Source organism: Geothrix sp. (assembly GCF_020622065.1).
Lineage (GTDB): Bacteria > Acidobacteriota > Holophagae > Holophagales > Holophagaceae > Geothrix.
Genome location: NZ_JAHRYQ010000002.1, coordinates 539,436 through 562,622 on the forward strand (window position 1 = coordinate 539,436; position 23,187 = coordinate 562,622).

The window sequence follows — 23,187 nt, forward strand, 5'->3', positions numbered from 1 at the left end:
ACCAACCGGCGCCAAGCGCCCCGGAATCGCCACCTCTGCAACGGCCCGAAATCCCGGGCTGCTAGAACTTCCAGTCGGGGCCCCGACCAGAGGGCGTGAAGTCGTGCGTGCCGCTGGCGGGATGGCCGTAGCGGTCCACGGTCCGTTCCTCCTTGCGCGGCACCAGCGGCACCGGCGCCTTCTCCACGGGCGGGAGGGTGTGTCGCACGCAGCTGCCGACCAGGGTCCCACCCTCGTCCACCACCAGCGTGCCGAGTTCCACCTCACCCTCGACCCAGCCTGCACCCAGAATCTCGAGGCATTCCTCCACCTTGACCACGCCTTCCGCGCGGCCCATCACCGCGAGCCGCCGGGCATGGATGGCGCCGCGCACCAGGCCTCCGGCGGCGATCGTGACCTGACCTTCGCTCAGGATGGTGCCTTCCACTTCCCCCTCAACCCGCAGGCTGGTCGTCCCCGTGCGGATCTCCCCCTGCCACCGGGAGCCCGCGCCCAGCACCGTCGAGGCCGGCGCGGAGGCCGCCCGCGAGGTTGCGTCGTTCTTTCTGCGGCTGAACATGAGCCTCCTCAGACCGGGGGAAGGGAGGGAGTGACCAGGATGGCACCTCCTTCTTCCGTGCAGAAGGTCAACATCCTATCGGCCCGGAGCCCCGGGGAACTTGAGAGCGGCCCCGATCCACGCCTGGGATGCAATACTCGGAGCCAGCACCTACCCTGCTCGCCCCCTGCGGAACCCCATGCGATTCCTCCACACCTCCGATTGGCATCTCGGCAAGACCCTCTGCAACGCCAACCTCCTGGACGACCAGGCCCACGCCCTCGACCAGGTGGCCGCCATGGTGAAGGAGACCCGCGCCGAGGCTCTGGTGGTCGCCGGGGATCTCTATGACCGCGCGGTGCCCCCGAAGGAGGCAGTGGCCCTGCTGGATGACGCGCTGGACCGCCTCGTGCGCGGCCTCGGCGTGCCCGTGCTGATCATCGCGGGCAACCACGACAGCCCGGAGCGCCTGGGGTTCGCCTCCGGCTTCCTGGAGACCCAGGGCCTCCATGTGGCCGGCCCCCTCGGGGCCGGGGCCTCGCCGGTGCTGATCGGCAACGCGGCCTTCCATCTCATGCCCTACGCGGATCCCGCCACGGCCCGCCATGCGTTCCAGGACGACGCCATCCGCACCCACCAGGACGCTCTCGCCGCCCAGCTGGCCCGGGCGCGCGCGAACCATCCCGCGGGCCGCCGCTTCGTGGCCGTGGCGCATGCTTTCGTCGCGGGGGGCGAGGGCTCTGATTCGGAACTGGGCCTGGCCGTCGGCGGCACGGGCGAAGTGGACGCGGCCCTGTTCAAGGCCTGCGATTACGCCGCCCTGGGCCATCTGCACCGACCCCAGGAGGCGGGCTACGCCCAGGTGCGCTATGCCGGCAGCCTCTTGAAATACAGTGCTTCCGAGGCGGGCCATGTGAAGGCCCTCACCCTGGTGGAGCTGCCGGATCACGGCCCGGTCCGCACCGAGCCCCTCCCCTTCAGCCCCCGCCGCGACCTCCGCCGGCTGCGGGGCCGCTTCGAGGATCTGATGCGCGGCCCCCATGGCGAGGCCGGGGACTATTTATTCCTGGAACTGCTGGATGAGGGCCCGGTGCTGGATGCCATGGCCCGCCTGCGCCAGATCTACCCCAACATCCTCGGCATCCAGCCCGCCCCGGCCACCCCGGCACTGCCGCAGGAGGTGGTGCCCTCCGTGGACCGGGAGCTCGACCCGGCGGCCCTCTTCGAGACCTTCTTCCGCGACAGCGCCGGGCGGGACATGGACGAGGCCGAACGGGCCCTCTTCCAGGAGGTGGCGGGCCGGGCCCTGTCCGGGGAGGCCGCCGAGTGAAGCCCCTCAAGCTCACCCTGGAGGCCTTCGGCCCCTATGCGGGACGGCAGGAACTCGATTTCGCGGATCTGAAGGATCAGAGCTTCTTCCTCATCCACGGGCCCACCGGCGCCGGCAAGACCAGCCTCCTGGACGGCATCAGCTACGCCCTTTACGGCGAGACCAGCGGGGGCCTGCGCGAGACCCGCGACCTCCGCAGCCACTTCGCCGCCGCCGACATCCCCACGCAGGTGGTCTTCGACTTCGCCCTGGGCGACCGGCGGTACCGGGTGGAGCGGTCGCCAGAGCAGCAGGTGCCCCGGCAGCGCGGCGAGGGCACCAAGAAACAGCCCTATGCCGCGAACCTGTGGGAGCTGCAGGGCGAGGCCGAAGTCCCGCTCGCCACGGAGAAGCCCACGGCGGTGGATGCGAAAGTGGCCGACCTGCTGGGCTTCAAGGCCAGCCAGTTCCGGCAGGTGGTCCTGCTGCCCCAGGGCCGCTTCCAGGAGTTCATGCTCGCCGGGTCCGCCGAGCGCCAGGCGATCCTCCAGACCCTCTTCCAGACCATCCGCTACGCCCGCATCAGCGAGGCCCTGGCCGACGAGGAGAGGGTCCTCAAGGAAGCCCTGCGCACGGCCCACGCGGAAACCCGTCAGCTCCTCGCGCAGGCCGGCGTGGCCGCCGCCCAGGATCTCCCGGGCCTGCTCCAGGCCACCGCGACCCGGCTGGAAGCCCTGGGCCTCGAGCAGGTGGAAGCCAGCGGCCTCCTTGAGCGGGCCGACACAGCCCTGAACGAAGGCTCCCGCGCCGCCGAGCGGCTGGCGGAGCGCGAGGCCGCCCGGGCTGAAATCACGCGCCTCCAGGGCCTCTCCCGCATCATGGACGCCCGCCGCACGGAGCTGGAGCGGGCCCGCCGCTGCGAAGCCGTCACGCCCGCGGCGGTCCGTCTGGAGGAGAGCCTCGCCCGCATCCAGGAACTCGAGCAGGAAGAGGCGCGCCTCGCGGCTCTCGCCGACGAGCGGGCCCAGGATCTGGCCCGCGCGGAAGCCGTCCTGACGGACGCCGAGCAGCACGAGGTGCGCCGCGAAGAGCTGCGCCGGACCATCCAGCGGCTGAGGGACCTCGAGCCCAAGCTGGAGGCCCTGGAGCAGGCGCGGCAGGAGGCCCGGGAAGCGGCCCTGGAGCGGAGCCGACTGGAGGACTTGGCGGGCTGGCAGAAGCGTCGGGTCGAGACTTCCAAGCAGGAACTCTCCCAGCAGCGGCTCCTCCTGCAGGAGACGCGCACCGAGGCTTCCCAGCTGGCGGGTCGCGAGGGACTGCTGGTGCTGGTCCGCCAGCGACGCTCCCAGCGGGAGGATCTGGACCGGGCCATCGAAGCGGTGGATCGCGCCGCCACAGCCCTGGAAGCGGCCCAGGAAACCCTGCTGGCCACCCAACAGGCCGTCCAGGCTGCCCGGGAGCGCCACCGGGGCCTGCAGGAGCAGCGGCTGGCCGCCCAGGCCGCCCGGCTGGCCCGCGACCTCCATCCCGGCCAGCCCTGTCCCGTCTGCGGCAGCGAAGCCCACCCCCACCCGGCCCTGCCTTCGGCGGACCTCCCAGACGACCAGGAGATGCGTCAGTCGCAGGAACAGCAGGAGGATGCGGAGACCGCCCAGGCCCGCGCCCAGGATGCTGCCGCCTCCCGCCGGGCCGCCCTGGACACGGCCCGGGCCCGGCGCCAGGACCTGGCCGAGCGACTGGGCGAGCATGTGGGCATCAGCCTGGAGGACCTGTCCATCTTCGAAACGCGGCACCGGGAGGACCTGGACCGCAGCCGCTCCGCCGAGGCGGGCCTGGCCCGGGCGGAGCAGCGGCTGGCCGAGGCCGAGGCCGCGCGGAACCTGTCGGAGGCCCAGCTTTCCGAGACGAACCAGCGGCTCTCCGATCTGATGGTCCAGGAGGCCGGGGCCAAGGCCCGGATGCAGCTTCTCGAGGATGCCCTGCTCCAGGAACTGCGCGTGCCGGGCGCCCTCTCCACGCGGCGGCGCGAGGCCGAGGAGGCCCTGGCCGAATCCGAGGCCCGCCTCAAGGCCGCGCGCGCCGCCCGGGAACCGGCCCAGGCTGCGGCCATGCAGGCCCAGGCTGAGCTGAAGGCCCACGGCGGGCGCCTGGAGGCGGCGCGGACCGATTCCTGGAATGCCAACGGCGCCTTTGAAGACGCCCTGGCCGCCGCCCACTTCCACGGCCGGACGGATTTCGACCTGGCCCGGCGCAGTGCCGGGGAGATGGAATCCCTGGCGGCCTCCCTCGAGACCCATGCCGCGGAAACCGCCGCCGCGAGGGACCGCTCTGCCCGCGCCGAGGCCCTGGCCGAGGGACTGGAGGCCCCGGATCTGCCCGCCCTCCAGACGGCCCGGGACAGCGCCCAGGCCCGGTTCTCCGCCACGGGCGAGGCCCTGGGCCGCGCCCAGTCCGAACAGGCCGCCCTGCAGCGGCTGGAGACGGCCCTCACCCGCCTGGAGGCCAAACGCGAGGCGGAGGAGCGCCGCCACCGCGCCGCGGCCAGTCTGGCCCGCGTGGCCCGCGGCGAGGAGGGCGACCGCGTCTCCTTCGAGCGCTTCGTCCAGGGCGCCATCCTCGACGAAGTGCTCATCTCGGCCTCGGAGCGCCTGCGCCGCATGAGCAAGCAGCGCTACGCCCTGCGCCGGGCCACGGTCAGCACGGACCTGCGGAAGGCCGGCGGCCTTCAGCTGGAGATCACCGACAGCCACACGGGCCGTGCCCGGGCCGTGAGCTCCCTTTCGGGCGGTGAGGGCTTCCAGGCCAGCTTGGCGCTGGCGCTGGGTCTATCGGATGTCGTGCAGCGCCATGCGGGCGGCATCCGCCTCGACACGGTGTTCATCGACGAGGGCTTCGGCAGCCTGGACTCCGAGGCCCTGGATCTGGCCCTCCGCACCCTCGAGGACCTGAACCAGGGCGGCCGCCTGGTGGGCCTCATCAGCCACCTGGAGGAAGTGAAGGCCCGCATCCCCGCCCGCCTGGAGGTCACGCCCGGCCCCGGTGGGAGCCACGCCCGCTTCCGGATCGAGTAGCTCCGGCAAACCCTTCCCAAGACGGGTCCCACGCAAGATCGGCCCCGCGCTCAACCGATACCTCGCATGACATGGTAGGCTCCTGGACATTCCCCGGAGCCGAGCATGTTGCGACCCCTCGCGCCTTTCCTGAGCCTCGCCCTGGTTGCCCAACCGGCGCCCTACCAGAAAGCGCCCAAGGCCATCCAGGCTGTCCTCGATGCCCCCGGGACGCCCACCCTCCTCGCGAGCCCGACGGGGGACCGCTTCCTCCTGGCCGAGGTCGCCCGCCATCCCCCCATCAAGGATCTCGCCCAGCCCATGGTCCGGCTGGCTGGCCTGCGCCTGAATCCGCGAACCCGGGGTCCCCACAACCCGACGCGGCTGAAAGCCCTGGCCATCCAGGATCTGAAGGGCGGGCCCGCCCGGCCCATCGCCCTGCCCCCGGGCATCCTGCTGGGCCAGCCCCGCTGGTCGCCGGACGGCGCCCGCTTCGTGCTGCTCGGGACCACGGCGGACGCCACGGAGCTGTGGGTGGGCGAGGCTGGCACCGGCAAGCTCCACCGGGTCGAGGGCCTGAAGCTGAATGCCACCCTGGGCGATCCCCTGGATTGGATGCCGGACGGCAGCCTGCTCTGCAAGGCCGTGCCCGCCGGCCAGGGTCCCGTCCCCCGGGCGCCCGAGGTGCCGGTGGGGCCCCGCATCCAGGAGAACGAGGGCAAGGCCGCCCCCGCCCCCACCTACCAGGATCTGCTCCAGAACGCCCACGACGAGACCCTCTTCGAGTTCCTGGGCCAGTCCCAGCTGGTGCGCGTGAACCTGACCAGCGGCACCGCCACGCCCCTTGGCAAGCCCGGCCTCTACGCCAATGTGCAGCCCGCGCCGGGTGGCCAATGGATCCTCGTGGCGCGGCTCCGACGGCCCTTCTCCTTCCTGGTGCCGGCCTCGCAGTTCCCGGTGCGCGAGGAGGTCTGGGATCGCAGCGGCGCGCTCGTCCACACGGCCGCCGACCTGCCGCTGGCCGAGGGCATTCCCCTCGAAGGTGTGCGCACGGGCCCCCGCCGCCTCCACTGGCGGCCCACGGAACCCGCCACGCTGGCCTGGGTCGAGGCCTTGGACGGCGGTGATCCCAAGCGCAAGGCCGACTTCCGTGACCGCCTCCTTCTGCAGGCCGCGCCCTTCCAGGCCGCGCCCACGGAGTGGCTCCGCCTCAAGGCCCGGCTGAGCGGTCTGGACTGGGGCGAAGGCGGCCACCTGGCCGTGGTGCGGGAATACGAGCGCGACCGCCGTTGGACCCGGACCTGGCTGCTGGATCCATCCAAGCCCGCCGAGGCGCGCCTGGCCTTCGACCTCAGCAGCAACGACAAATACCGCGACCCCGGGGCCTTCGCCCAGCGCCTGCTGACCAACGGGCACATGGCCCTGCGGCAGCAGGGCAGTGCCCTGCTCCTCACCGGATCCGGCGCCACGGCTGCCGGCGACCGCCCCTTCCTGGACCGCTTCGACTCCACGACGCTGAAGGCCGAACGGCTCTTCCACTGCAGCGAAGGCGTCTTCGAGTCCCCTGCGGCCCTGCTGCCGGACGGCCGCTTCATCACCCGTCGCGAGAGCCCCGCGGAAGCACCGAATTATGTCCTTCACGGAGCCGGGGCGAGGGCCCTGACCGCCTTCGCGGATCCCTTGCCCGACCTTCGGAAAATCCAGAAGAAGCTCGTGAAGTACACGCGGCCCGACGGCGTGGCCCTCAGCTTCACGATGTACCTGCCGCCCGACTACAAGGCCGGCGAGCGCCGCCCCGCCGTGATCTGGGCCTATCCGATGGAGTTCACCGACGCCGCCACCGCGGGCCAGGTGAGCGGTTCCACCGACCGCTTCACAACCCTCGGCGGCATGTCCCACCTCTTCTTCCTGCTGTCGGGCTATGTGGTGCTGGACAACACGACCATGCCCGTCGTGGGCGATCCGCAGACCGTGAACGACACCTACCTCGACCAGGTGGTCGCCAGCGCCAAGGCCGCCATCGACAAGGCGGACGAGCTGGGCGTCATCGATCCCAAGCGCGTGGGCGTGGGTGGCCACAGCTACGGCGCCTTCATGACCGCCAACCTGCTCGCGCACTCGACCCTCTTCAAGGCGGGCATCGCCCGCAGCGGCGCCTACAACCGCACGCTCACCCCCTTCGGATTCCAGAGCGAGCGCCGCACCCTGTGGGAAGCGCCAGAGATGTACCTGAAGGTGTCGCCCTTCATGGCGGCCAACAAGTTCAACGCGCCGATCCTGCTCATCCATGGCGAGGCCGACAACAACTCCGGCACCTTCCCCATGCAGAGCGAGCGGCTCTACGCGGCCCTGAAGGGCAACGGACAGACCGTCCGCTATGTCACCTTGCCCCTCGAGAGCCACGGCTACATCGCCCGCGAATCCATCGAGCACACCCTGTGGGAAATGCTCCGCTGGTTCGATCGCCACCTGAAGGGCGAGTCCGGCTCCTGAGGCATCTGGGGTCACACAGAAGTCATTCTGTTCACGCAAATTTCACATTTAAAGACAGCATCGACGCGCCTTATGACATAAATCACATCCTGGTATCCAAATACTAGGCTTCCATCGGCTCCACCGAATAACCTGACCTCCGCCCCGCCGGAGCGGGCGTTTGGACCAATGGAGCAAAGCACATGGCCTACATGGAATGGCGTCCCACCCTGGAAGTCGGTCACGCCAAGATCGATTCGGAGCACCGCTCCCTCGTGGAAGCCCTGAACCGCCTGCACGCCGCGATGAAGCAGGGCAAGGGCAAGGATGAGATCGAGAAGACCCTGCTCTTCCTGAAGGACTACACCGTGGAGCACTTCAAGGGCGAAGAGCGCATGATGATCGCCCACCGCTATCCCGGCACCAACACCCACTGCGCCATCCACGCCGATCTCGTGAAGGAGGTCGGTGACCTGATCGCGAACTACCAGGCCGGCAAGGTGGTCCTCACCTCGTCCGTCCTGAGCTTCCTCGAGGACTGGCTGGTCAAGCACATCCAGGGCGAGGACATGGCCCTGGGCGCCTTCCTCAAGGAGAAGGGCGCCGTCGCCTAGGACGGGTCTCCAGGGCGGACCTACTCGGTCGCCACGCCGCTGTCGGACCAGCGCTTCGCATCCGCCGCGCCCCGGGGGACCCCGTCCTGCACGAGGATCACCTGGGCGCAGCCCTGCCGCGCCACCTCCTTGAGGACATGTCCTCTCGCCTTCAGAGCCTCCTTGGCGGCCACCGGCAGGTCCGCCTCCACCTGGAGGCGATCCGGCAGCCACTGGTGGTGGAAGCGCGGCGCGTCCACCGCGGCGCGGGCGTCCAGGCCGAAATCCACGACCTGGAGCACCGTGTTCAGCACCGTGCTGGGAATGGTGCGCCCCCCGGGACTGCCGCTCACCATGAACACCGCGCCAGCCTGCACGAGGATCACGGGGCACATGCTGGACAGGGGCCGTTTCCCGGGCTGGGCGAGATTGGGCGCCGTGCCGATGCGGCCCGTGGCGTCCGTCAGGCCCGGAACGGCATTGAAATCACCCAGCTCGTTGTTCAACAGGAAGCCCGCGCCCGGCACGATGCGCTTGAGGCCGTAGCTGTCCTCCAGGGTGTAGGTGAGGCTCACGGCATTGCCCTGGCGGTCGACCACGGAAAGGTGCGTGGTGTCGGGGCGGTCCTTCGGCCAGGTGAAGCGGTCCGGCGCCGAGGCCGACGCACGCTCCCGCGAGATGGTCGTCCGCAGCTCCGCGGCATGGGCCTTGGAGAGCAGCCGGGCCAGCGGGAGCTCCGGATTGAAGGCCGGATCGCCGAGGTACTGGGCCCGATCGGCGAAGGCGCGGCGCAGCGCCTCGGCGGCCAGATGGATGGCCGCGGGAGACCCGGCGCCCAGGGCCTTCAGGTCGTAGCCCTCGAGCATGTTCAAGGTCTCGATCAGCACCTGGCCGCCGGAGCTGGGCGGCGGCGCGGCGAGCAGCTCGAGGCCACGGTAGGTCCCCCGCAGGGGCTCGCGCAGTACGGGCCGGTAGGTCCGCAGGTCCGAGGCCGTGATCAGGCCGCCCCCCGCCTTCATGTCGCGCACGATGAGCGCGGCGGTACGGCCCCGGTAGAACTCCGTCCAGTCCTTCGACAAGCGGGCCAGGGTGCGGGCGAGGTCCCGCTGCACCAGCCGGTCCCCGGCCCGGTACGGCTCGCCCTTCCGGCTGAACTGGGCCAGGGTGGGTGCATGGACGCGGAAGGCGGGCAGCTGCTCCGCCAGGCTGGCAGCCTGGTTCTCGGTCAGCACGAAACCTTCCTGGGCCAGGCGGATGGCGGGCCGCAGGAGGCGCGCCCAGGGCAGGCGGCCTTCCCGCTTCCAGGCCTCGCGCAGGCCCGCCACGGTGCCGGGAATGCCCACGGCCGCCAGGCTCTGGTGGTGCCGGGCCTCGTCGTAGACGCCCTCCTTCTGCCACATGCGGGGATGGGCCGCGGCCGGGGCCGTCTCCCGGAAATCGACGAAGGAGGACTGGCCTCCGGCCGACCTCGACAGCAGGAAGCCCCCACCGCCCAGGTTGCCTGCCGCGGGATGCACCACCGCCAGGGCGAAGGCCGTGGCCACGGCCGCATCCACCGCAGTGCCCCCCTCCCGAAGCACCTGGGCCCCGGCCTCCGAGGCCAGCCGCTCCTGGCTCACCACCACGCCCCCCGGCCTGCCGACGGGGGCCTGGGCCGAAACCGCCAGCGCGAGGAGCAGGGAGAAGATCGGACGAATGCGCACGGAAGCTCCAGGAGATGGTCCCTAGAGTCTGTCATCCTTGGAGCCATGTCCCGCATGGCTTCCATCCACGGATCGACCCCCCAGACACCCGGAGAGGAGCTGGCCAACAGCCTCACGCACGGACTTGGCGTGGCCCTGTCCATCGCGGCGCTGGTGGTGATGGTGGTCTTCGCCGCGATCCGGGGCACGGCCAGGGATGTGGTGGGCGTGTCGATCTTCGGATCCACGCTGATCCTGCTCTACCTCATGTCCACGCTGTATCACGCCTTCCGGGGCCCCAAAGTGAAGCTGGTCTTCAAGGTCTTCGACCACTCGGCCATCTTCACCCTCATCGCCGGGACCTACACGCCCTTCTGCCTCTCGGTGCTCCGTGGGGCCTGGGGCTGGACCCTGTTCGGCCTGATCTGGGGGCTGGCCGTGCTCGGCATCACCTTCAAGAGCATCTTCTACCGCCGGCTCGCCCGCGTGGCCTTCCTCCCTCCGCCGGTGGACCACCTGCATGCCCTGCCCGGAAGCCCGGACCTCAACTCCGCGTTCGTGAAGCGCATGGGCTGGATCTCCACGGTCATCTACCTGTTGATGGGCTGGCTCATCGTCATCGCCGCCGCGCCCCTGGCGCGGGCCCTGCCCACCCACGGCCTCTACTGGCTCTTCGGCGGGGGCTTCTTCTACAGCGCCGGCGCCGCCATCTACAGCATGGAGAAGCTGCCCTTCCATCACGCCCTCTGGCACCTCTTCGTCGTGGCCGGCAGCGCCTGCCATGTCTTCGGGGTGATGTTCCATGTGATCCCCAAGGCCTGAGCCGGGCCTGAGCCGGGGCCTGAGCTGGGCCTGGGCCGGGGCCGAGTCAGGCCCGGGTCAAAGGTGGGCCAGCAGCACCAGGTCCGGCGAGGCCGGGCTCCAGGGCTCTCCCGTCATGGTGCCCAGGACTTCCCGCACCTCGAATCCCGACTCGCGCAGCAGGGCCTCCACTTCGGCGCGGCGCCAGCCGCGCAGCTGGATCTCCTCGGCGGACACCAGCTCCAGGGGCGATTCCGTGCCCGGCCGCCAGCGCAGGGTCGCGGGGGTGAAGGTGATCCGCCCGTCGGGCCGGGGCGTCATCAGGCGCAGGAAGACCGTCTCGGCACCCGCCTCGCCGGGCCGCACCATCACGGGAAAGGTGCGCTCGCCGCGATCCAGGATGCGGTCGTAGTTCAGGATCTGGAGGAGGAAGCGGCCGCCCGGGAGGAGGCGGCTGGCGAGGCCGGAGAAGCAGCGGCGCAGATCGTCGGCGTCCGTGAGGTGCGGCAGGGTGTTGCCCACGCAGAGCGCGGCGCCGAAGCCGGGTTCCACCAGGCCCGACAGCGCCGTGAGGCTGCCCTGCACATAGCGGCCCTCGGGATCGGCCAACCGCGCGGCTTCCACCTGGGAGGGGGAGGCGTCCACGCCCGTGGGCTCGAACCCGAGGGAAGCCAGGAAGCGGGCGTGCTCGCCGGTCCCGCAGCCCAGATCCAGCACCCGCCGCGAGGGCGCCGCTTCCAGCACCCGCCGGAAGAGCGGCTCCTCGCGCTTCAGGCGCTCGGGCCAGGCGATGAGGCCGCGGTACGAGAGGTGCCCATAGGCATCGCGGGAACCGGAGTCCATGGGCCCGGACTCAGCGCGGCCAGAGCCAGCCGAAGGCCCCGGCGCTCACCAGGCCGTAGATCAGGCCATCGACCAGATCCTTCACCACGCTGCGCCAGGGCTTGCCCATCCAGATGCCCATCTGCACGCTGCCGCCGGCGTAGGTGAGGAAGGAGACGGCCCCCACGACGCGGAACACCTGCAGGTAGTGGGTGCCCGGCGCCAGCGTGCGGGAGGCCACATAGGCGGCCATGAAGGCCACGGCGAGGGCATAGACGAACCAGAGGCCGAGGGCCTTGCCCATGGCCGGCAGGCCGTTGGGACTCAGGACCAGGAAGCCCACCGGGCCCTCCTGGTACTTCTGCTGGATCTCCGGCTTCTCCATGTCCTTCATGCCGGGGCAGTGGGGAATCACATACTGGCCGGGAGCCGGCGAGCTCTTGCGAATCGCGGCGCGGACCTCGTCCTCGTTTTCCAGGGCGCGGTAGTCCGAGTTGTGCCACTTCAACACCATGTGGACGAGGCTGCTGGCCACGAAGACGAAGACGGCGGCGAGGAGGATCGGCAGCCAGAGCTGCGTGAGCGAGACCGAAACCGGGACCATGGAAGGCTCCTATGGGGTGATGGCGCGTGGAAGCTTCCGTAGGGTGGACTGGCACCCCCACCCCGTCAAGCGCGCCGCGGCCGCTTCGGACCCGGCGCCGAGTGCTGGCCCGTGGCCTCATCCACCGCATCGATCCAGCCGGCACGGGCCCCGGGGAAGGCGTCGGCGTAGGGCACATAGGGCTTCAGGTCCAGCACCGGCGTGCCGTCCAGCAGGTCCACGCCCCGCAGGCGGAGGGTGCGTCCTTCGATGCCCACGAGCTCCACGCAGGAGAGGCCGATGGGGTTGGGCCGGTGGGGCGATCGCGTGGCCAGCACGCCGCGCTTCGCCTTCGGCCCCCGGGGGGGCTGCACCAGCGGTGCCCAGCCCTCGCTCAGATGAAAGGCGAAGATGAGCCAGATGCGCTCGAAGCCCTCCAGATCGCGCAGCACGGTCTCGGGCAGCGCCGGGTCCAGCTCCAGCGTGGCCTCCGCGGGAGCACCCGTTTCCGTGCCCGCCACGACCGTGGGCTGATGCGGGGCATCGATGCGCTTCGCGTAGGGCGAGCGCACGAACCCGAGGGGACGGTAGGTGAAGGCGGGGACATCCATCCCTGCAGAGTAGCCCCGCCCGCGCAGGTGGACGAGGCCTGCGCGGCCGGATCAGGGCAGCGTGTAGGCCATCAGGACGGTGTCCTTGATGGACCAGATGGAGCCGTTCAGGTAGAGGATGTTGGCCCCTCCGTCGGTCTTGCAGTAGGAGGCCAGGATCGCCCCGGACCCGGGATCGTTCTTCTGGAAGTTCGGATTGTTGAAGACCCACAGGGCCCCGCCGCCGTAATCCAGGCGCGTGGCCTGGCCGGTCGTGGTGACCAGGGCCGGAGACAGGGGGATCTTCGAGCTGGTGGCCGGATTGAACTTGACGATGAGGTGGGGCGGCACGGTCGTCTGCTGCTCGCGATCCATGGCGACATAGAGGTTCGTGCCATCACTGGCCAGGCCCTGCAGGATGGTCACTTCGCCGGTGAGGCCGGCGGAGACCGGGATCGGATTTTCGGCCAGGCCCGTGGCCAGGTTGATGCGGAAGACCGCCTGGGGGAAGGTCCCACCCGGGCCGATGTAGGTGCCGGTGGCCCAGAGCGCGCCGCTGTGCCAGGTGATGTCGGCCACGAACTGGATGCCGTTGGGGGTGCTGGTGGGCGACATGGGCACCAGCGGGACATTCGTGGTGCTGAGGATCTGGCCGCTGACGGGATCGATCTTGAAGACGGTGCCGACGGTGGCGGTGAAGTCCGCCTGGGTCCACAGGTAGATGGAGGTCCCATCCGTGGCCAGGGCCTTGAATCCGACCCCGCCGACCACGGCCCCCAGGTTGAGCTGCTTGGCCAGGGTGATGGCGTTGCAGTCGCTGGTGATGAAGCTCCAGCTGAAGGGGCTGGCCAGGGCGTTCCCGGCGAGATCCCGGACGCTGGTCGACAGCGTGGCCGTGTAGGTCAGGCTGTTGCCGAGCCTGGCGGAGGGCGTGAAGGTGGCGTTGCCGCCGGTGAAGGCGACCGTCCCGGCGACAGGCGCCGAGCCCTGGGCGAGGGTGAAGGCCGAGGCTGGCGTGGAGGCATCCAGCGCTTCGCTGAAGGTGGCGGTGATGACCGCGTTGACCGGAACCCCCGTCCCGAAGTTGGAGGGGTTGGTGGAGACGACCACAGGCCTGGTGGTGTCGCCGGGCGTGGCGCCCGCCCCTCCGGAGGTGGACCCGCCACCTCCACCGCCCCCGCAAGACTGCAGCAGGAGCCCTGCGACCAGGGGAAGGATGGAAGTCCACTTGAGGGTCATGGTCCACCTGTCTTTTTTTGATGATGCTTAGGTAAAATATATAGCACTTGGCCGATGGTGGCGTTTTTTTTGGGCCGGCCTGATGTCGGCCGGCCTTGATCGCGTTTTGGCCCGGGACGCCGCGCACGGCTACCATGCGTCCATGAGCCCTGACGACCTTCCGCGCCCGCGCCGGCCCCGCTACAAGGGCACCCACCCGCGGCGCTTCGAGGAGAAATACAAGGAACTGGCGCCGGATCAGCATGCGGGCGAGCTGGAGAAGGTGAAGGCCCGGGGCCACACGCCGGCCGGGACGCATCGCTCGATCATGGTCGCGGAGATCCTGGCGGCGCTGGAGCCGAGGCCCGGCGAGGTGGCCCTGGATGCCACCCTGGGCTATGGGGGGCATGCGCGGGAGATCCTGCCGCTGCTGCTGCCGGGGGGCCACCTCTTCGGCGTGGATGTGGATCCCCTGGAACTGCCGCGCACCGAAGCCCGACTGCGGGAGTTGGGCTTCGGGGAGGAAGCGTTCACGACGCGTCGCATGAACTTCGCCGGGCTGCCGCGCCTGAAGGCCGAAGCCGGTGGTTTCGATCTGGTACTGGCGGACCTCGGCGTGTCCTCCATGCAGATCGACAACCCCGCCCGGGGGTTCACCTGGAAGGTGGAAGGCCCGCTGGACCTGCGGCTCAACCCCCAGCGCGGCAAGTCCGCCGCCGACCTGCTGGCCACCCTGGACGAGCAGACCCTGGCCGACCTGCTGGTGGAGAACGCAGATGAACCCCATGCAGAAACCATCGCCCGGGCCATCCATGGCCAGAACATCCGCACCACCCGCGACCTGGCGGAACGGGTGCGCGAGGCCCTGCGCCCGGAGCGCCTGGAAGAAGCGGACACCAAGAAGGCCCTCCAGCGGACCTTCCAGGCCCTGCGCATCGCCGTGAACGACGAGTTCACGGTGCTGGACCAGTTCCTGTCCCTGCTGCCCGGCTGCATGAACCCCGGGGGCCGGGTGGCCATCCTCACCTTCCACTCCGGCGAGGACCGGCGGGTGAAGAAGGCCTTCCTGCAGGGGTTCCGGGAGGGGATCTACGCTGAGATCGCCCCGGAGCCCCTCCGGGCTTCCCCGGAGGAACGGCGCGCCAATCCCCGGTCCACCAGCGCCAAGCTGCGCTGGGCGAGGCTTCCAGGAATGTAGTCGCTTGCGATAGGGTGGTCGCATATGTCCCCCGCCCCGTCCCTCCGATCCCGCGCAGCCCTGCTGTGGCTCCTCGCCGTGCTGCTCATGGCCGCCACGGTGATCTACCAGCGGCGCACGGGGCCGACGCATCCCCTGCGAGGCACCGTGACCGTCGGCGGGAAGGCCGTCGCCTACAGGTTCATCCGCAGCGAAGAAACCGTGCGCGAGGCCCGCGTGGCCCTGCCCGATCCCGGCGTGCCCGCCACCCTGGTGTGGCGGCGGTTCCCCGTGCAGGAGGCCTGGACCCGGCAGGCGATGGTTCGGGAGGAGAAGGACGGCCGCGCCGAGCTCGCGGGCTACCTGCCGAAGCAACTGGCTGCGGGCAAGCTGGAATACAGCGTGGAGGTCGGCGAGCCTGGGGCGATCCAGCGCATCCCGGCCACCGATCCCATCGTGCTGCGCTACAAAGGCCCCGTCCCGGCGCCCCTGCTCCTCGCCCACCTCTCCATGATGTTCGTCGCCGTGCTGGTGGGCCTGCGGGCCGGGCTCGGCGCGCTGTTCGGACCCGAGGCCCCCCGCCGGCTGCTCTGGATCACGCTGGCCTGCCTCACGCTCGGAGGCCTCATCCTCGGGCCCTTCGTGCAGAAGGCCGCCTTCGGGGCCTACTGGACGGGCTTTCCCTGGGGCTACGACCTGACCGACAACAAGACCCTGCTCATGTGGCTCGCCTGGGCGGCGGCCGCCCTCGTCGCCGGGTTGCGACCCCGTCGGAGCGAGGTCTGGCCCCGCGCGGCCGTGCTGGCCGCGACCCTCGCCATGGCCGTGGTGTATCTCATCCCCCACAGCCTGCGGGGCAGCCAGCTGGACTACGGCAAGGTGAAGGCCGGAGCCGACGCGAGCGACGCGGTGGTCACCGGGCGCTAGGGTCTGTTTTTAATTCCGCGACGCCGTCCCCGCCAAGCGTCCCAGCTCCAGCGCGAAGCGCACCTGCTGCATCAGGCCCTCCAGGTTCCAGGCGGGATCGTAGCGATCGGTGGGCCGGTGGTAGTGGTTCATGAAATCCGCCGCCCGGGCCTGGGCCGCCGCCTTGTCGCCCAGGTAGTCCCAGCCGCCATCCAGCGAGAAGCCCGGCGACAGGGCCGGTACCCCCGCCTGCATGAAGGGGAAGTGGTCGGAGCGGAAGCAGAGCCCCGCCGGATCGGCCTTGGCGGGCGTGATGATCAGTCCCGTCGTCGCGGCGGCCTGGGCGCAGAGGCTGCGGAGGCCGGCCTCCTTCGATCCCAGCAGGCCGATGTCCCGCGTGGGCCCCACCACATTGAGGCTCTCCAGGTTGATGACCAGCGCCGTCTTCGCCAGCGGCCAGAGGGGCGCCGCCACATAGGCGGAAGACCCCAGCAGGCCCTGCTCCTCCCCGCAGGGGAAGAAGAACATCACGCTTCGCTTCAGGGGCTGGTGGACCAGGGCCTTCGCCAGGGCGAGTACCGCGGCGCACCCCGTGCCGTTGTCCACGGCCCCAGCGTAGATGGCGCCGTCCACGCCCTTGCCGAAGTGATCCCAGTGGGCCGAATAGATCACCAGCTCCTTCCGCAGGTCGGGATCGGTACCGGGGAGAAGGCCCGCCACATTCCACTGCACCAGTGAACGGACCGCCGAGCGGAGGCGCCCCTTGGCCCGCACCTCCAGCGGCACCGGGCGGAAGGCCGGGGCGTCGGCTCCGGCCGCCAGCGCCCGGAAATCCTGGCCTGCCAGCGCGAAGAGCCGGATCGCGGTGGCCTCCGTGATCCAACCCTGCATCGCGCCGGATTGCCCCGAACCCGCCCGCTGGAAGCGCTCCTGGGTCCAGCCGTTCCGCACCACGGGCCAGCCGTAGCCGGCGGAGGCGGCCGTGTGCACCAGCAGGGCGCCTGCCGCCCCCCGGCGGCGGGCTTCCTCGAACTTGTAGGTCCACCGCCCGTAGAAATTCTCTGGTTCGCAGCAGAGGGGCATGGGCGGCCCCGCGTGCCGGTCGCCTACGAGCATGACGAGGATGCGGCCCCGCACATCCAGGCCCTTGTAGTCGTCCCGGCTGCCATCGGCCGCGATGCCGTGGCCCACGAACACCAGCGGCGCATCCACGGCCAGGGCGTCCTCCGCCGCGGCTGCGCCCATCACCAGATCGGTGCCCAGGGCCGGAGTCAGGGCGCCCTTGGCCCCCTCGAAGCCCAGGCTGCTGGCGGCAACATCCAGCCGGAGGCCCGAGAGGCGCACCGCCTGCCGGTAGCTGAGGCCATCTGCGGGCTGAAGGCCCAGCACCTGCAGCTGGGTCTCCAGGTAACGCACGGCCAGGTCCCCGCCCCGTTGTCCTGTGCCCCGGCCCTCCAGCACATCATCCGCCAGGAAGGCGAGGTGGGCCCGGAGGGCGGCCTCGTCCACCCCCGGCCCCTGGGCCGCCAGGGCAAGGCAGGCGAGAACGGCACAGAACAGGGATCGCACGGGGCCTCCGGAGATCCGACCATTGTGCGGCCTATTTGGGCCGGCGGGGTTCAGCGGCCCAGGCGACGGCGACGGAGATGAAGTAGAGGCCGAGGAGGACCACGCTGAAGAAGATGGTGGTGACGACGACATCGCCGGGGGTGAAGAAGGCGCTGAAGATCAGGATGGCCATGGTGGCGTGGCGCCAGTACTTCAGCATCAGGCGGGCGGTCACGATGCGGAATTTCGCCAGGAAGAAGAACAGGACGGGCAGCTCGAACATCACGCCGGTGATGAGCGTGGTGGAGATGAAGAGGTCGAGGTAGTCCGAGACATGGAGGTTGGCGCGCAGTCCCGCGGCGGCGGCCTCCTGGAAGAGGATGTCGCCCAGGAACTTGAAGGCCTGGAAGTAGGCGAAGGCCGACCCGGCCAGGAAGCAGCCCGAGGTGACCACCACGAAGGGGATGACGAGGCGGCGCTCCTTGGGCAGCAGGCCGGGCCGGATGAAGGCCCAGAGCTGGTAGAAGAGGAGCGGCGCGGCGAGGAAGGCGGCGGCCCAGAGGGAGAGCCGCATCATGCTGAAGAAGGGCTCGGTGAGATCCGTGAAGGCGAAGGGCTGGAGCTCGGCGGCGGCCTTGCCGGTCTGGCGGGCCATGGCGTCGAGGAAGGGCTTCTGGGCCCAGGTCCAGAGCTTGAATCGGAAGGCGTAGGTCGCCGCGAAACACACGGCCACGATGAGGAGCGAGCGCACGATGCGCACCCGCAGCTCCTGCAGGTGCTCCCAGAAGCTCATCTTGTCGGGCGGCGCGGCCGGCGTGGGCATGGTGTCCGATCAGAAAAGCGCCCAACCCCGAGGGAGGCCGGGCGGTGGCGGTTCAGGCTGGGGCGGGAGGGTCCATCCGCGGAGGAAGATCGGCCGGATCAGCGTCCCTTCAGGGCCGGGTCACGGAAGGCGATGGCCACCTGGGTCGCCGGGCGAGGATGGGGTGCATGCCCCACCCTCGCCCGAGCCCTGGATCAAGGCACTTTGAAATTGAACTTGTGGCAGGGGAGGCAGAGGTTTTCCGAGGTCATGTGCTCGTGGTGGCAGCGGTTGCAATCGGCCTCGGTACCGAAGTGCCGGTTTTCGTGAGGATTCGTCGGCTTGACCTGGGCGGTCCGAGCGGCGAGTGCCTTCGTGTCGCCATGGCAACCGAGGCACTGCTGCATCGCAACCACCGACTTCTTGGGGGCCTTGCCGTGGCACTGGGCGCAGGTGATTCCCTGGCCGGCATGCTTGGAGGTGCGTGTAGCCTGGCCCTTCGCGGCGGTCCCGGCGGCGGCCAGGCCGCCTCCGGACAGGGCGGTCAAGAGCAGAACGAGGAGTGCGGCGGCGGGCTTTGGAACAGTCGTGCGTTTCATGTCTTCTCCCATCGTGGCGGCTTCTGGGGAAGCGGTCGGGGCGATTCCCCAGCTTGAAATGGATCGTCGGATGGATGTCCCCGGGGAGCGGGCCCCCTGGGGACATCCGGAGCTTGGCCTACAGCTTTGCGACATGCCTTCCGGTGAGGTACCCGAAGGTGTAGCAGCGTCCCAGCGAGAGGCCGAAGACGGTGAGCGGATAGTCCACCCCGCCGTAGAACCCGCCACCGAGGTTGCCGATCAGGAAGAGCCCCTTGATGGGCTTGCCCTCGGCGTTCAGGGCCTGGTGGTTTTCGTCCACCAGCATGCCCGAGCAGATGGCCGAGACACGGACGCGGCGGTGGATCCCGTAGAACGGGGCCTTGACGACCGGGATCAGGCGGTCGGCAGGCTTGCCGAAATCGCTGTCCTTGCCCGAGGCGACCACCTCGTTGTAGCGCTTGACGGTGGCCGCCAGAATCGCCGGATCCGCCTCGATCTTCCGGGCGAGTTCCTCGATCGTGTCGGCCACATGCGTGTTGACCTGTGACTCGAATACGCCCTTCTTGGGACTCGGATCGTCGGGCATGTAGTTCTTCAGGCCCTCGGGCGGGACCAGCTTGCCCGGCCAGGTCGCGGCCTGGGTCATGTAGTTCGAGTCGAAGATCTGGGAGTAGTGCCCGGCATTCTCCGCGTCGCGAAGGTAGTTGTTCAGCAGGGACATCTCGACGGTCTCGTTCACGAACCGCCGGCCCTTGCGGTCCACGGCCAGGAACGGCATGTCGCACATGGAGGCCGGACCCGCGTCAAAGTCGTGCAGCATCTTGGTGTGGCCGATGGGCTCAATGACCCCGCCGGCCCAGTAGGCCAGGGCGAAGCCGTCGCCGGTCTTGTCAAGTTGCTTGCGCCCCAGGTGCTTCACATCGGGCACGAAGTAGTCGGACATGGCCTTGTTGTTCTGGTAGTCGCCCGTGGCCAGGATCACGCCCTTCTTGGCCAGGAATTTCGTGTATTTGCCGTTGGAGCCCTTGGCGATCACGCCCATGACTTCGCCGGCCTTGTTCTGCACCAGCTGGACGGCAGGCATGAGGTAGAAGAACCGGACACCGGCTTTCTCGGCGGTCTTGGCCAGGTGGCGCATGCCGTCGCCCGTGGTGTAGGGTTTCGGCCCGAAGAAAGAGGTGACATAGCCCATGCTGTAGCCGTTGACCTTGAGGATGGCCCGCTGGGCGGGGCTTCCCTGATCCACGACGGGGGACCCCCCCTGCCTGGCGCGGTCGATGACCCACCGAACGGCCTCGCCCGAGTGGTAGGCCCACTGCCGGATGAGCTTGGGATTGCAGCGGTGGTTGCTGTCGGCGATGAGCCTGGCGACCAGCGCCTCGACACCGGCCTTCTCGCTCGTGGCCAGATCAACGCCGGATCCCGTGTTCCCCTGGGAGAGGGCGAAGGGCGCCTTCTGGATCACCGCGACCTTGGCGCCGTTCTCAGCCGCCGAGAGGGCCGCCGGAACGCCCGAGGCGCCCGCACCGACCACGACGACATCGAAGGTCAGGGTCTCCGCGATCTCGCGGTCGCGGATGGGCTTCGGTTTCGGCAGGAAGGAGAGCGTCGCCCCGCCATCCGAGCTCGTCGCGACCTCCAGGTCCTTGGTTTTCGTGGTGCCCGCGGCCACGGCCGGCAGGCTGGAAAGCCCGAATAGGCCCGCGGCGGCGGCGCCTCCCGCCGCCCGCGACAGGAAGCTCCGGCGCGAGAGGCCGTTTTCGATCACCTGCTTCGTGTACTGATCTGTTTCCTTGTCTTCCTGGAAATGTTCCTGGCTCATGCCTCATTCCTCCTGAGTGGACGGGTTCATGTCACAGCACGCCGGGCAGGCTGGTTTCCCCGCCCCGCGGCCTGGCTACTTGACCTTCGCCTCGGGGGCGACGGATTCCTTGGCCGAGTCCGTGATCTCGCGGCCGGCCTTCTTGAATTCCTGAATGCTCTTGCCCAGCGACTTGCCCAGTTCGGGCAGCCGCGATGGGCCGAAGAAGACCAGCAGCGCGACGCCGATCAGAAGAATTTCAGTCATGCCTAGATTGCCCATGGCGTGCTCCAAAAAGGGGGTGTGTCTGGTCGTGGAGCCGGGGCGCGGGTGCCCTCACCGGGGGAGTCCCCCGCGCCCGGCGTCCCGTCAGAAGGTGTAGAGGATGCCCAGGCCGAAGCCTGTGGTGGAGGCGCCGGGGGCGACCCTGCCCACGGGCGGGAACAGCGCGTAGGTGGCGGATCGCTCGTTGGTCATCCCGTAGACGGAGGTGTAGAGATCCGCCGTCTTCGTCAGGCTGTAGGTGTACCCCGCGCTCCACTGGGAACCGCCCAGCCCGTTCGTCGTCGTCGGACCGCCGCCCACCAGCTTGGCGCTGCCCGCGTTGGCCTTGCCGTAGGCACCGAACACCTGATGGGCACCCCAGCGCTGCTGCAGCAGCAGGTACCAGGCGTCACGCTCATAGTGATTCACCTTCCCCACCACGGTGTCGTCCGTGTCGTAGCTCAGCCGCTCCACGATGGCCGACACCCGCGTGCCTGTGCTGAAGGCGTAGCTCGCCACCAGCTCATGGCCCACATCCTTGGAGCCGGTATTCGTGGCCGTCGCTCCGGCCGATCCGCCCAGCTGCGCCAGGCCGAAGTAGTCGTTGTGCTGCTCGAATCCATAGCTGATGTTGAAGGCCCCGGCCTTGTAGCTCAGCAGCGCCGACCACAGATCCGGACTGGCCGAAGGCGCCGTTGCCGTGGCCGTGGTCTTGCCCTCGTTCACCGAGTAGGCGATCCGGCCCGAGAAACCGTTCACCACGGGGCTCCAGTACTGGATGCTGTTCCCCTGGCGGCGGTTGAAGGCGGCGTCTGCCGCAGTATTCGCCCGACCGTTCTGGGTGGTGGTCCCGGGCACATTGAAGCCAGGATTGGCCGTCAGCGCGTTGTCAAAGGGGTTCAGGCCCCGCAGCGCGCCCACGAACAGCAGGGGATATTTGTAGGGCGTGTCCCAGTTCCCGTAGAACACCCGGCCCCAGCTGCCCTCGAGGCCCAGAGCACTGTTGCGGCTGGTGAGGCTGTTGGGCGCATCCCCGTCGGGGCTGACGGCGCTCTCGATCTGCCAGATGATCTTCAGGTCCTCGTTCACCTTGTAGCTGCCCTTGAAGCCCAGATTCGAGGTGCCCGAGGTCATGCGATTCCGACCCGGCAGGTTGCCCAGGTCGCCGGTGTAGGCCGAGGCCGCCACCTGGGTGGCGCCGCCGTTGGCCGGGGACAGGCCCGGCGCGGTCGCCCCGCTGGTCTTCACATGATCCAGAAACGGCAGGAAGGTGCCGTAGATCTGCACATCACTCGCCTGCGCCGCCAAACCCAGCGGCAGCGCGCACGCTCCGACCAGGGTGAAAAGAAGGGTTCTCGATGTCACGACAGACCTCCGTCCGGTTGCTTAAAAGCAACATTTATATGATTTTGAGTTAATAACTACCCATGGGTTCTCAATGCCCACGGCATGGCCAGAGATTAGCTCCGGAACGCCTTTTCCTCCTGGTACCCGGCGACCAATTATTGGTAAATCCCGTACCCGAGGAACCCGAGATGCCCTGACGGCACCATCGCGTGATTCAGTTTCTCGCTCCCGGCGCAGGCTGGATCAGGATCCGCGACTTCCGGAACTGGGAAGGGGTTTCCCCCGAGACCTTCCGGAAGGCCTTCGTGAAGTTCGACTGGTCCTCGCAACCCAGTTCGGCGGCGATCTGCTGGATGCTCAGGTCGGAGTGGAGCAGCAGCCGCTTCGCCTCCAGCATGGAGCGTTCAAGGATGAGAATCTGCGGAGTCTTGCCGAGAATGAGCCTGCAGGCTGAACTCAGGCGGCGCGCGGTGCAGCGCAGCTTCCTCGCGTAGAACTCCACCTCCTTCTCCGCGGCGAAGCTTTCGTCCAGCTGCCTCAGGAAAGCCTGGAAGAGCTTGAAGTCGGAACTTCGGTGGGCCTGCTTGTGGGCAGCCTGTTCGCGGATCCGCCCCTGGAGCAGGTGAAGGAAGGCCGAGAGCAGGTGGCGCAGCACCGGGCGCGACTCGTCGTTTCTGAGCTTGCCGAGATCCCACAGGAGCCGGGCCAGGGTCGAGGCCTGCTGGAACAGTTCGTCCTTGGGTAGCGGAAGGTTCGGCGAGGCGAGAAAATCCGAGAACAGCCACGAGGCGTCCTCGTCCAGGAACTCCTCGTCGAAATCGAACATCCACCCCTCATCCTGAGCATCCGGCAGGTAGAGGTGCTTCTTCCCCTTGGGCACCAGCATCACCCATGGGCCGTGGATCCGGGTCTCCTCACCGTCCACCCAGTGGGTGCCGGTCCCCTCCGTGATGAAGAAGACCTGGTGGAAGGCATGGCAGTGGGGCACCGGTTCCCCCAGGCGCCAGTTCAGGTTGCTGCGTTCATCAAGGGGCCAGACGGTAAAGAGCGTGTCCATGGAGGTGCTTTCGAAGAACATAGATGCCGTCTAGATCATTTTTGAC

At 69.2% G+C, this 23,187-nt stretch carries 20 protein-coding genes; 7 read left to right on the forward strand and 13 right to left on the reverse strand.

The annotated features are described in order from the left end of the window. Positions 1-61: 61 nt before the first annotated feature. Positions 62-559, reverse strand: coding sequence for a polymer-forming cytoskeletal protein (locus tag QZ647_RS11920; RefSeq protein WP_291272373.1), 498 nt, complete (start codon positions 557-559; stop codon positions 62-64). Positions 560-737: 178 nt separating this feature from the next. On the opposite strand from QZ647_RS11920, the gene QZ647_RS11925 reads away from it, so the two are divergent. The 4 genes from QZ647_RS11925 to QZ647_RS11940 all read left to right on the forward strand — a co-directional run bounded on the left by QZ647_RS11925 (position 738) and on the right by QZ647_RS11940 (position 7,983). Further along, a complete protein-coding gene (locus tag QZ647_RS11925) occupies positions 738-1,868 on the forward strand; it encodes an exonuclease SbcCD subunit D (RefSeq protein ID WP_291272374.1) in 1,131 nt (376 codons plus the stop codon). Further along, positions 1,865-4,918 carry an SMC family ATPase gene (locus QZ647_RS11930; protein ID WP_291272375.1) on the forward strand — a complete coding sequence of 1,018 codons (3,054 nt, stop codon included), beginning with the start codon at positions 1,865-1,867 and terminating at the stop codon, positions 4,916-4,918. Before QZ647_RS11925 ends, QZ647_RS11930 begins: the two co-directional genes overlap by 4 nt. A gap of 105 nt (positions 4,919-5,023) precedes the next feature. Further along, positions 5,024-7,390, forward strand: a complete 2,367-nt coding sequence (locus QZ647_RS11935; protein WP_291272376.1) for a prolyl oligopeptidase family serine peptidase — start codon at positions 5,024-5,026, stop codon at positions 7,388-7,390. Positions 7,391-7,572: 182 nt separating this feature from the next. Continuing rightward, a complete protein-coding gene (locus tag QZ647_RS11940) occupies positions 7,573-7,983 on the forward strand; it encodes a bacteriohemerythrin (protein WP_286355112.1) in 411 nt (136 codons plus the stop codon). 20 nt (positions 7,984-8,003) lie between these two features. On the opposite strand, the gene ggt is transcribed toward QZ647_RS11940, so the two are convergent. Further along, the gene (ggt, locus tag QZ647_RS11945; RefSeq protein WP_291272377.1) at positions 8,004-9,665 is read right to left on the reverse strand and encodes a gamma-glutamyltransferase; all 1,662 of its coding nucleotides are present in this window, start codon (positions 9,663-9,665) and stop codon (positions 8,004-8,006) included. Positions 9,666-9,710: 45 nt separating this feature from the next. Here ggt and QZ647_RS11950 point away from each other — a divergent pair, with 45 nt between their 5' ends. Then, complete coding sequence (locus QZ647_RS11950) at positions 9,711-10,466, forward strand: hemolysin III family protein (protein WP_291272378.1); 756 nt, start codon at positions 9,711-9,713, stop codon at positions 10,464-10,466. Between the two features lie 57 nt (positions 10,467-10,523). Here the strand turns inward: QZ647_RS11950 and QZ647_RS11955 are convergent, their stop codons facing one another. The 4 genes from QZ647_RS11955 to QZ647_RS11970 form a co-directional block, all read right to left on the reverse strand. Further along, complete coding sequence (locus QZ647_RS11955; RefSeq protein ID WP_291272379.1) at positions 10,524-11,288, reverse strand: class I SAM-dependent methyltransferase; 765 nt, start codon at positions 11,286-11,288, stop codon at positions 10,524-10,526. Between the two features lie 10 nt (positions 11,289-11,298). Then, entirely contained in the window at positions 11,299-11,871 is a 573-nt protein-coding gene (locus QZ647_RS11960) for a hypothetical protein (RefSeq protein WP_291272380.1), read from the reverse strand. A 65-nt stretch (positions 11,872-11,936) separates the two neighbouring features. Next, on the reverse strand, positions 11,937-12,461 hold the full coding sequence (gene tsaA, locus QZ647_RS11965; RefSeq protein ID WP_291272381.1) for a tRNA (N6-threonylcarbamoyladenosine(37)-N6)-methyltransferase TrmO: 525 nt from the start codon (positions 12,459-12,461) through the stop codon (positions 11,937-11,939). A gap of 51 nt (positions 12,462-12,512) precedes the next feature. Beyond that, positions 12,513-13,679, reverse strand: a complete 1,167-nt coding sequence (locus tag QZ647_RS11970; protein ID WP_291272382.1) for an Ig-like domain-containing protein — start codon at positions 13,677-13,679, stop codon at positions 12,513-12,515. Between the two features lie 142 nt (positions 13,680-13,821). Between QZ647_RS11970 and rsmH the strand changes: the two genes are divergently transcribed. Together rsmH and QZ647_RS11980 are read left to right on the forward strand one after the other, a co-directional pair. Then, positions 13,822-14,856, forward strand: a complete 1,035-nt coding sequence (rsmH, locus tag QZ647_RS11975) for a 16S rRNA (cytosine(1402)-N(4))-methyltransferase RsmH (protein ID WP_291272383.1) — start codon at positions 13,822-13,824, stop codon at positions 14,854-14,856. A 24-nt stretch (positions 14,857-14,880) separates the two neighbouring features. Beyond that, a complete protein-coding gene (locus QZ647_RS11980) occupies positions 14,881-15,762 on the forward strand; it encodes a hypothetical protein (protein ID WP_291272384.1) in 882 nt (293 codons plus the stop codon). 9 nt (positions 15,763-15,771) lie between these two features. Here QZ647_RS11980 and QZ647_RS11985 read toward each other — a convergent pair whose 3' ends face one another. The 7 genes from QZ647_RS11985 to QZ647_RS12015 all read right to left on the reverse strand — a co-directional run bounded on the left by QZ647_RS11985 (position 15,772) and on the right by QZ647_RS12015 (position 23,141). After that, on the reverse strand, positions 15,772-17,310 hold the full coding sequence (locus QZ647_RS11985) for a M28 family peptidase (protein WP_291272385.1): 1,539 nt from the start codon (positions 17,308-17,310) through the stop codon (positions 15,772-15,774). Between the two features lie 31 nt (positions 17,311-17,341). Beyond that, positions 17,342-18,112: a twin-arginine translocase subunit TatC gene (gene tatC, locus QZ647_RS11990; protein ID WP_291272386.1), complete on the reverse strand. Its 771-nt coding sequence runs from the start codon at positions 18,110-18,112 to the stop codon at positions 17,342-17,344. A gap of 194 nt (positions 18,113-18,306) precedes the next feature. Further along, positions 18,307-18,690: a cytochrome c3 family protein gene (locus QZ647_RS11995; RefSeq protein WP_291272387.1), complete on the reverse strand. Its 384-nt coding sequence runs from the start codon at positions 18,688-18,690 to the stop codon at positions 18,307-18,309. Positions 18,691-18,808: 118 nt separating this feature from the next. Beyond that, positions 18,809-20,494, reverse strand: a complete 1,686-nt coding sequence (locus tag QZ647_RS12000; protein ID WP_291272388.1) for an FAD-dependent oxidoreductase — start codon at positions 20,492-20,494, stop codon at positions 18,809-18,811. Between the two features lie 75 nt (positions 20,495-20,569). After that, positions 20,570-20,755: a twin-arginine translocase TatA/TatE family subunit gene (locus tag QZ647_RS12005; RefSeq protein WP_291272389.1), complete on the reverse strand. Its 186-nt coding sequence runs from the start codon at positions 20,753-20,755 to the stop codon at positions 20,570-20,572. An 87-nt stretch (positions 20,756-20,842) separates the two neighbouring features. Beyond that, positions 20,843-22,102, reverse strand: coding sequence for a porin (locus QZ647_RS12010; RefSeq protein WP_291272390.1), 1,260 nt, complete (start codon positions 22,100-22,102; stop codon positions 20,843-20,845). A 196-nt stretch (positions 22,103-22,298) separates the two neighbouring features. After that, the gene (locus QZ647_RS12015) at positions 22,299-23,141 is read right to left on the reverse strand and encodes an AraC family transcriptional regulator (protein WP_291272391.1); all 843 of its coding nucleotides are present in this window, start codon (positions 23,139-23,141) and stop codon (positions 22,299-22,301) included. Positions 23,142-23,187: the final 46 nt, after the last annotated feature.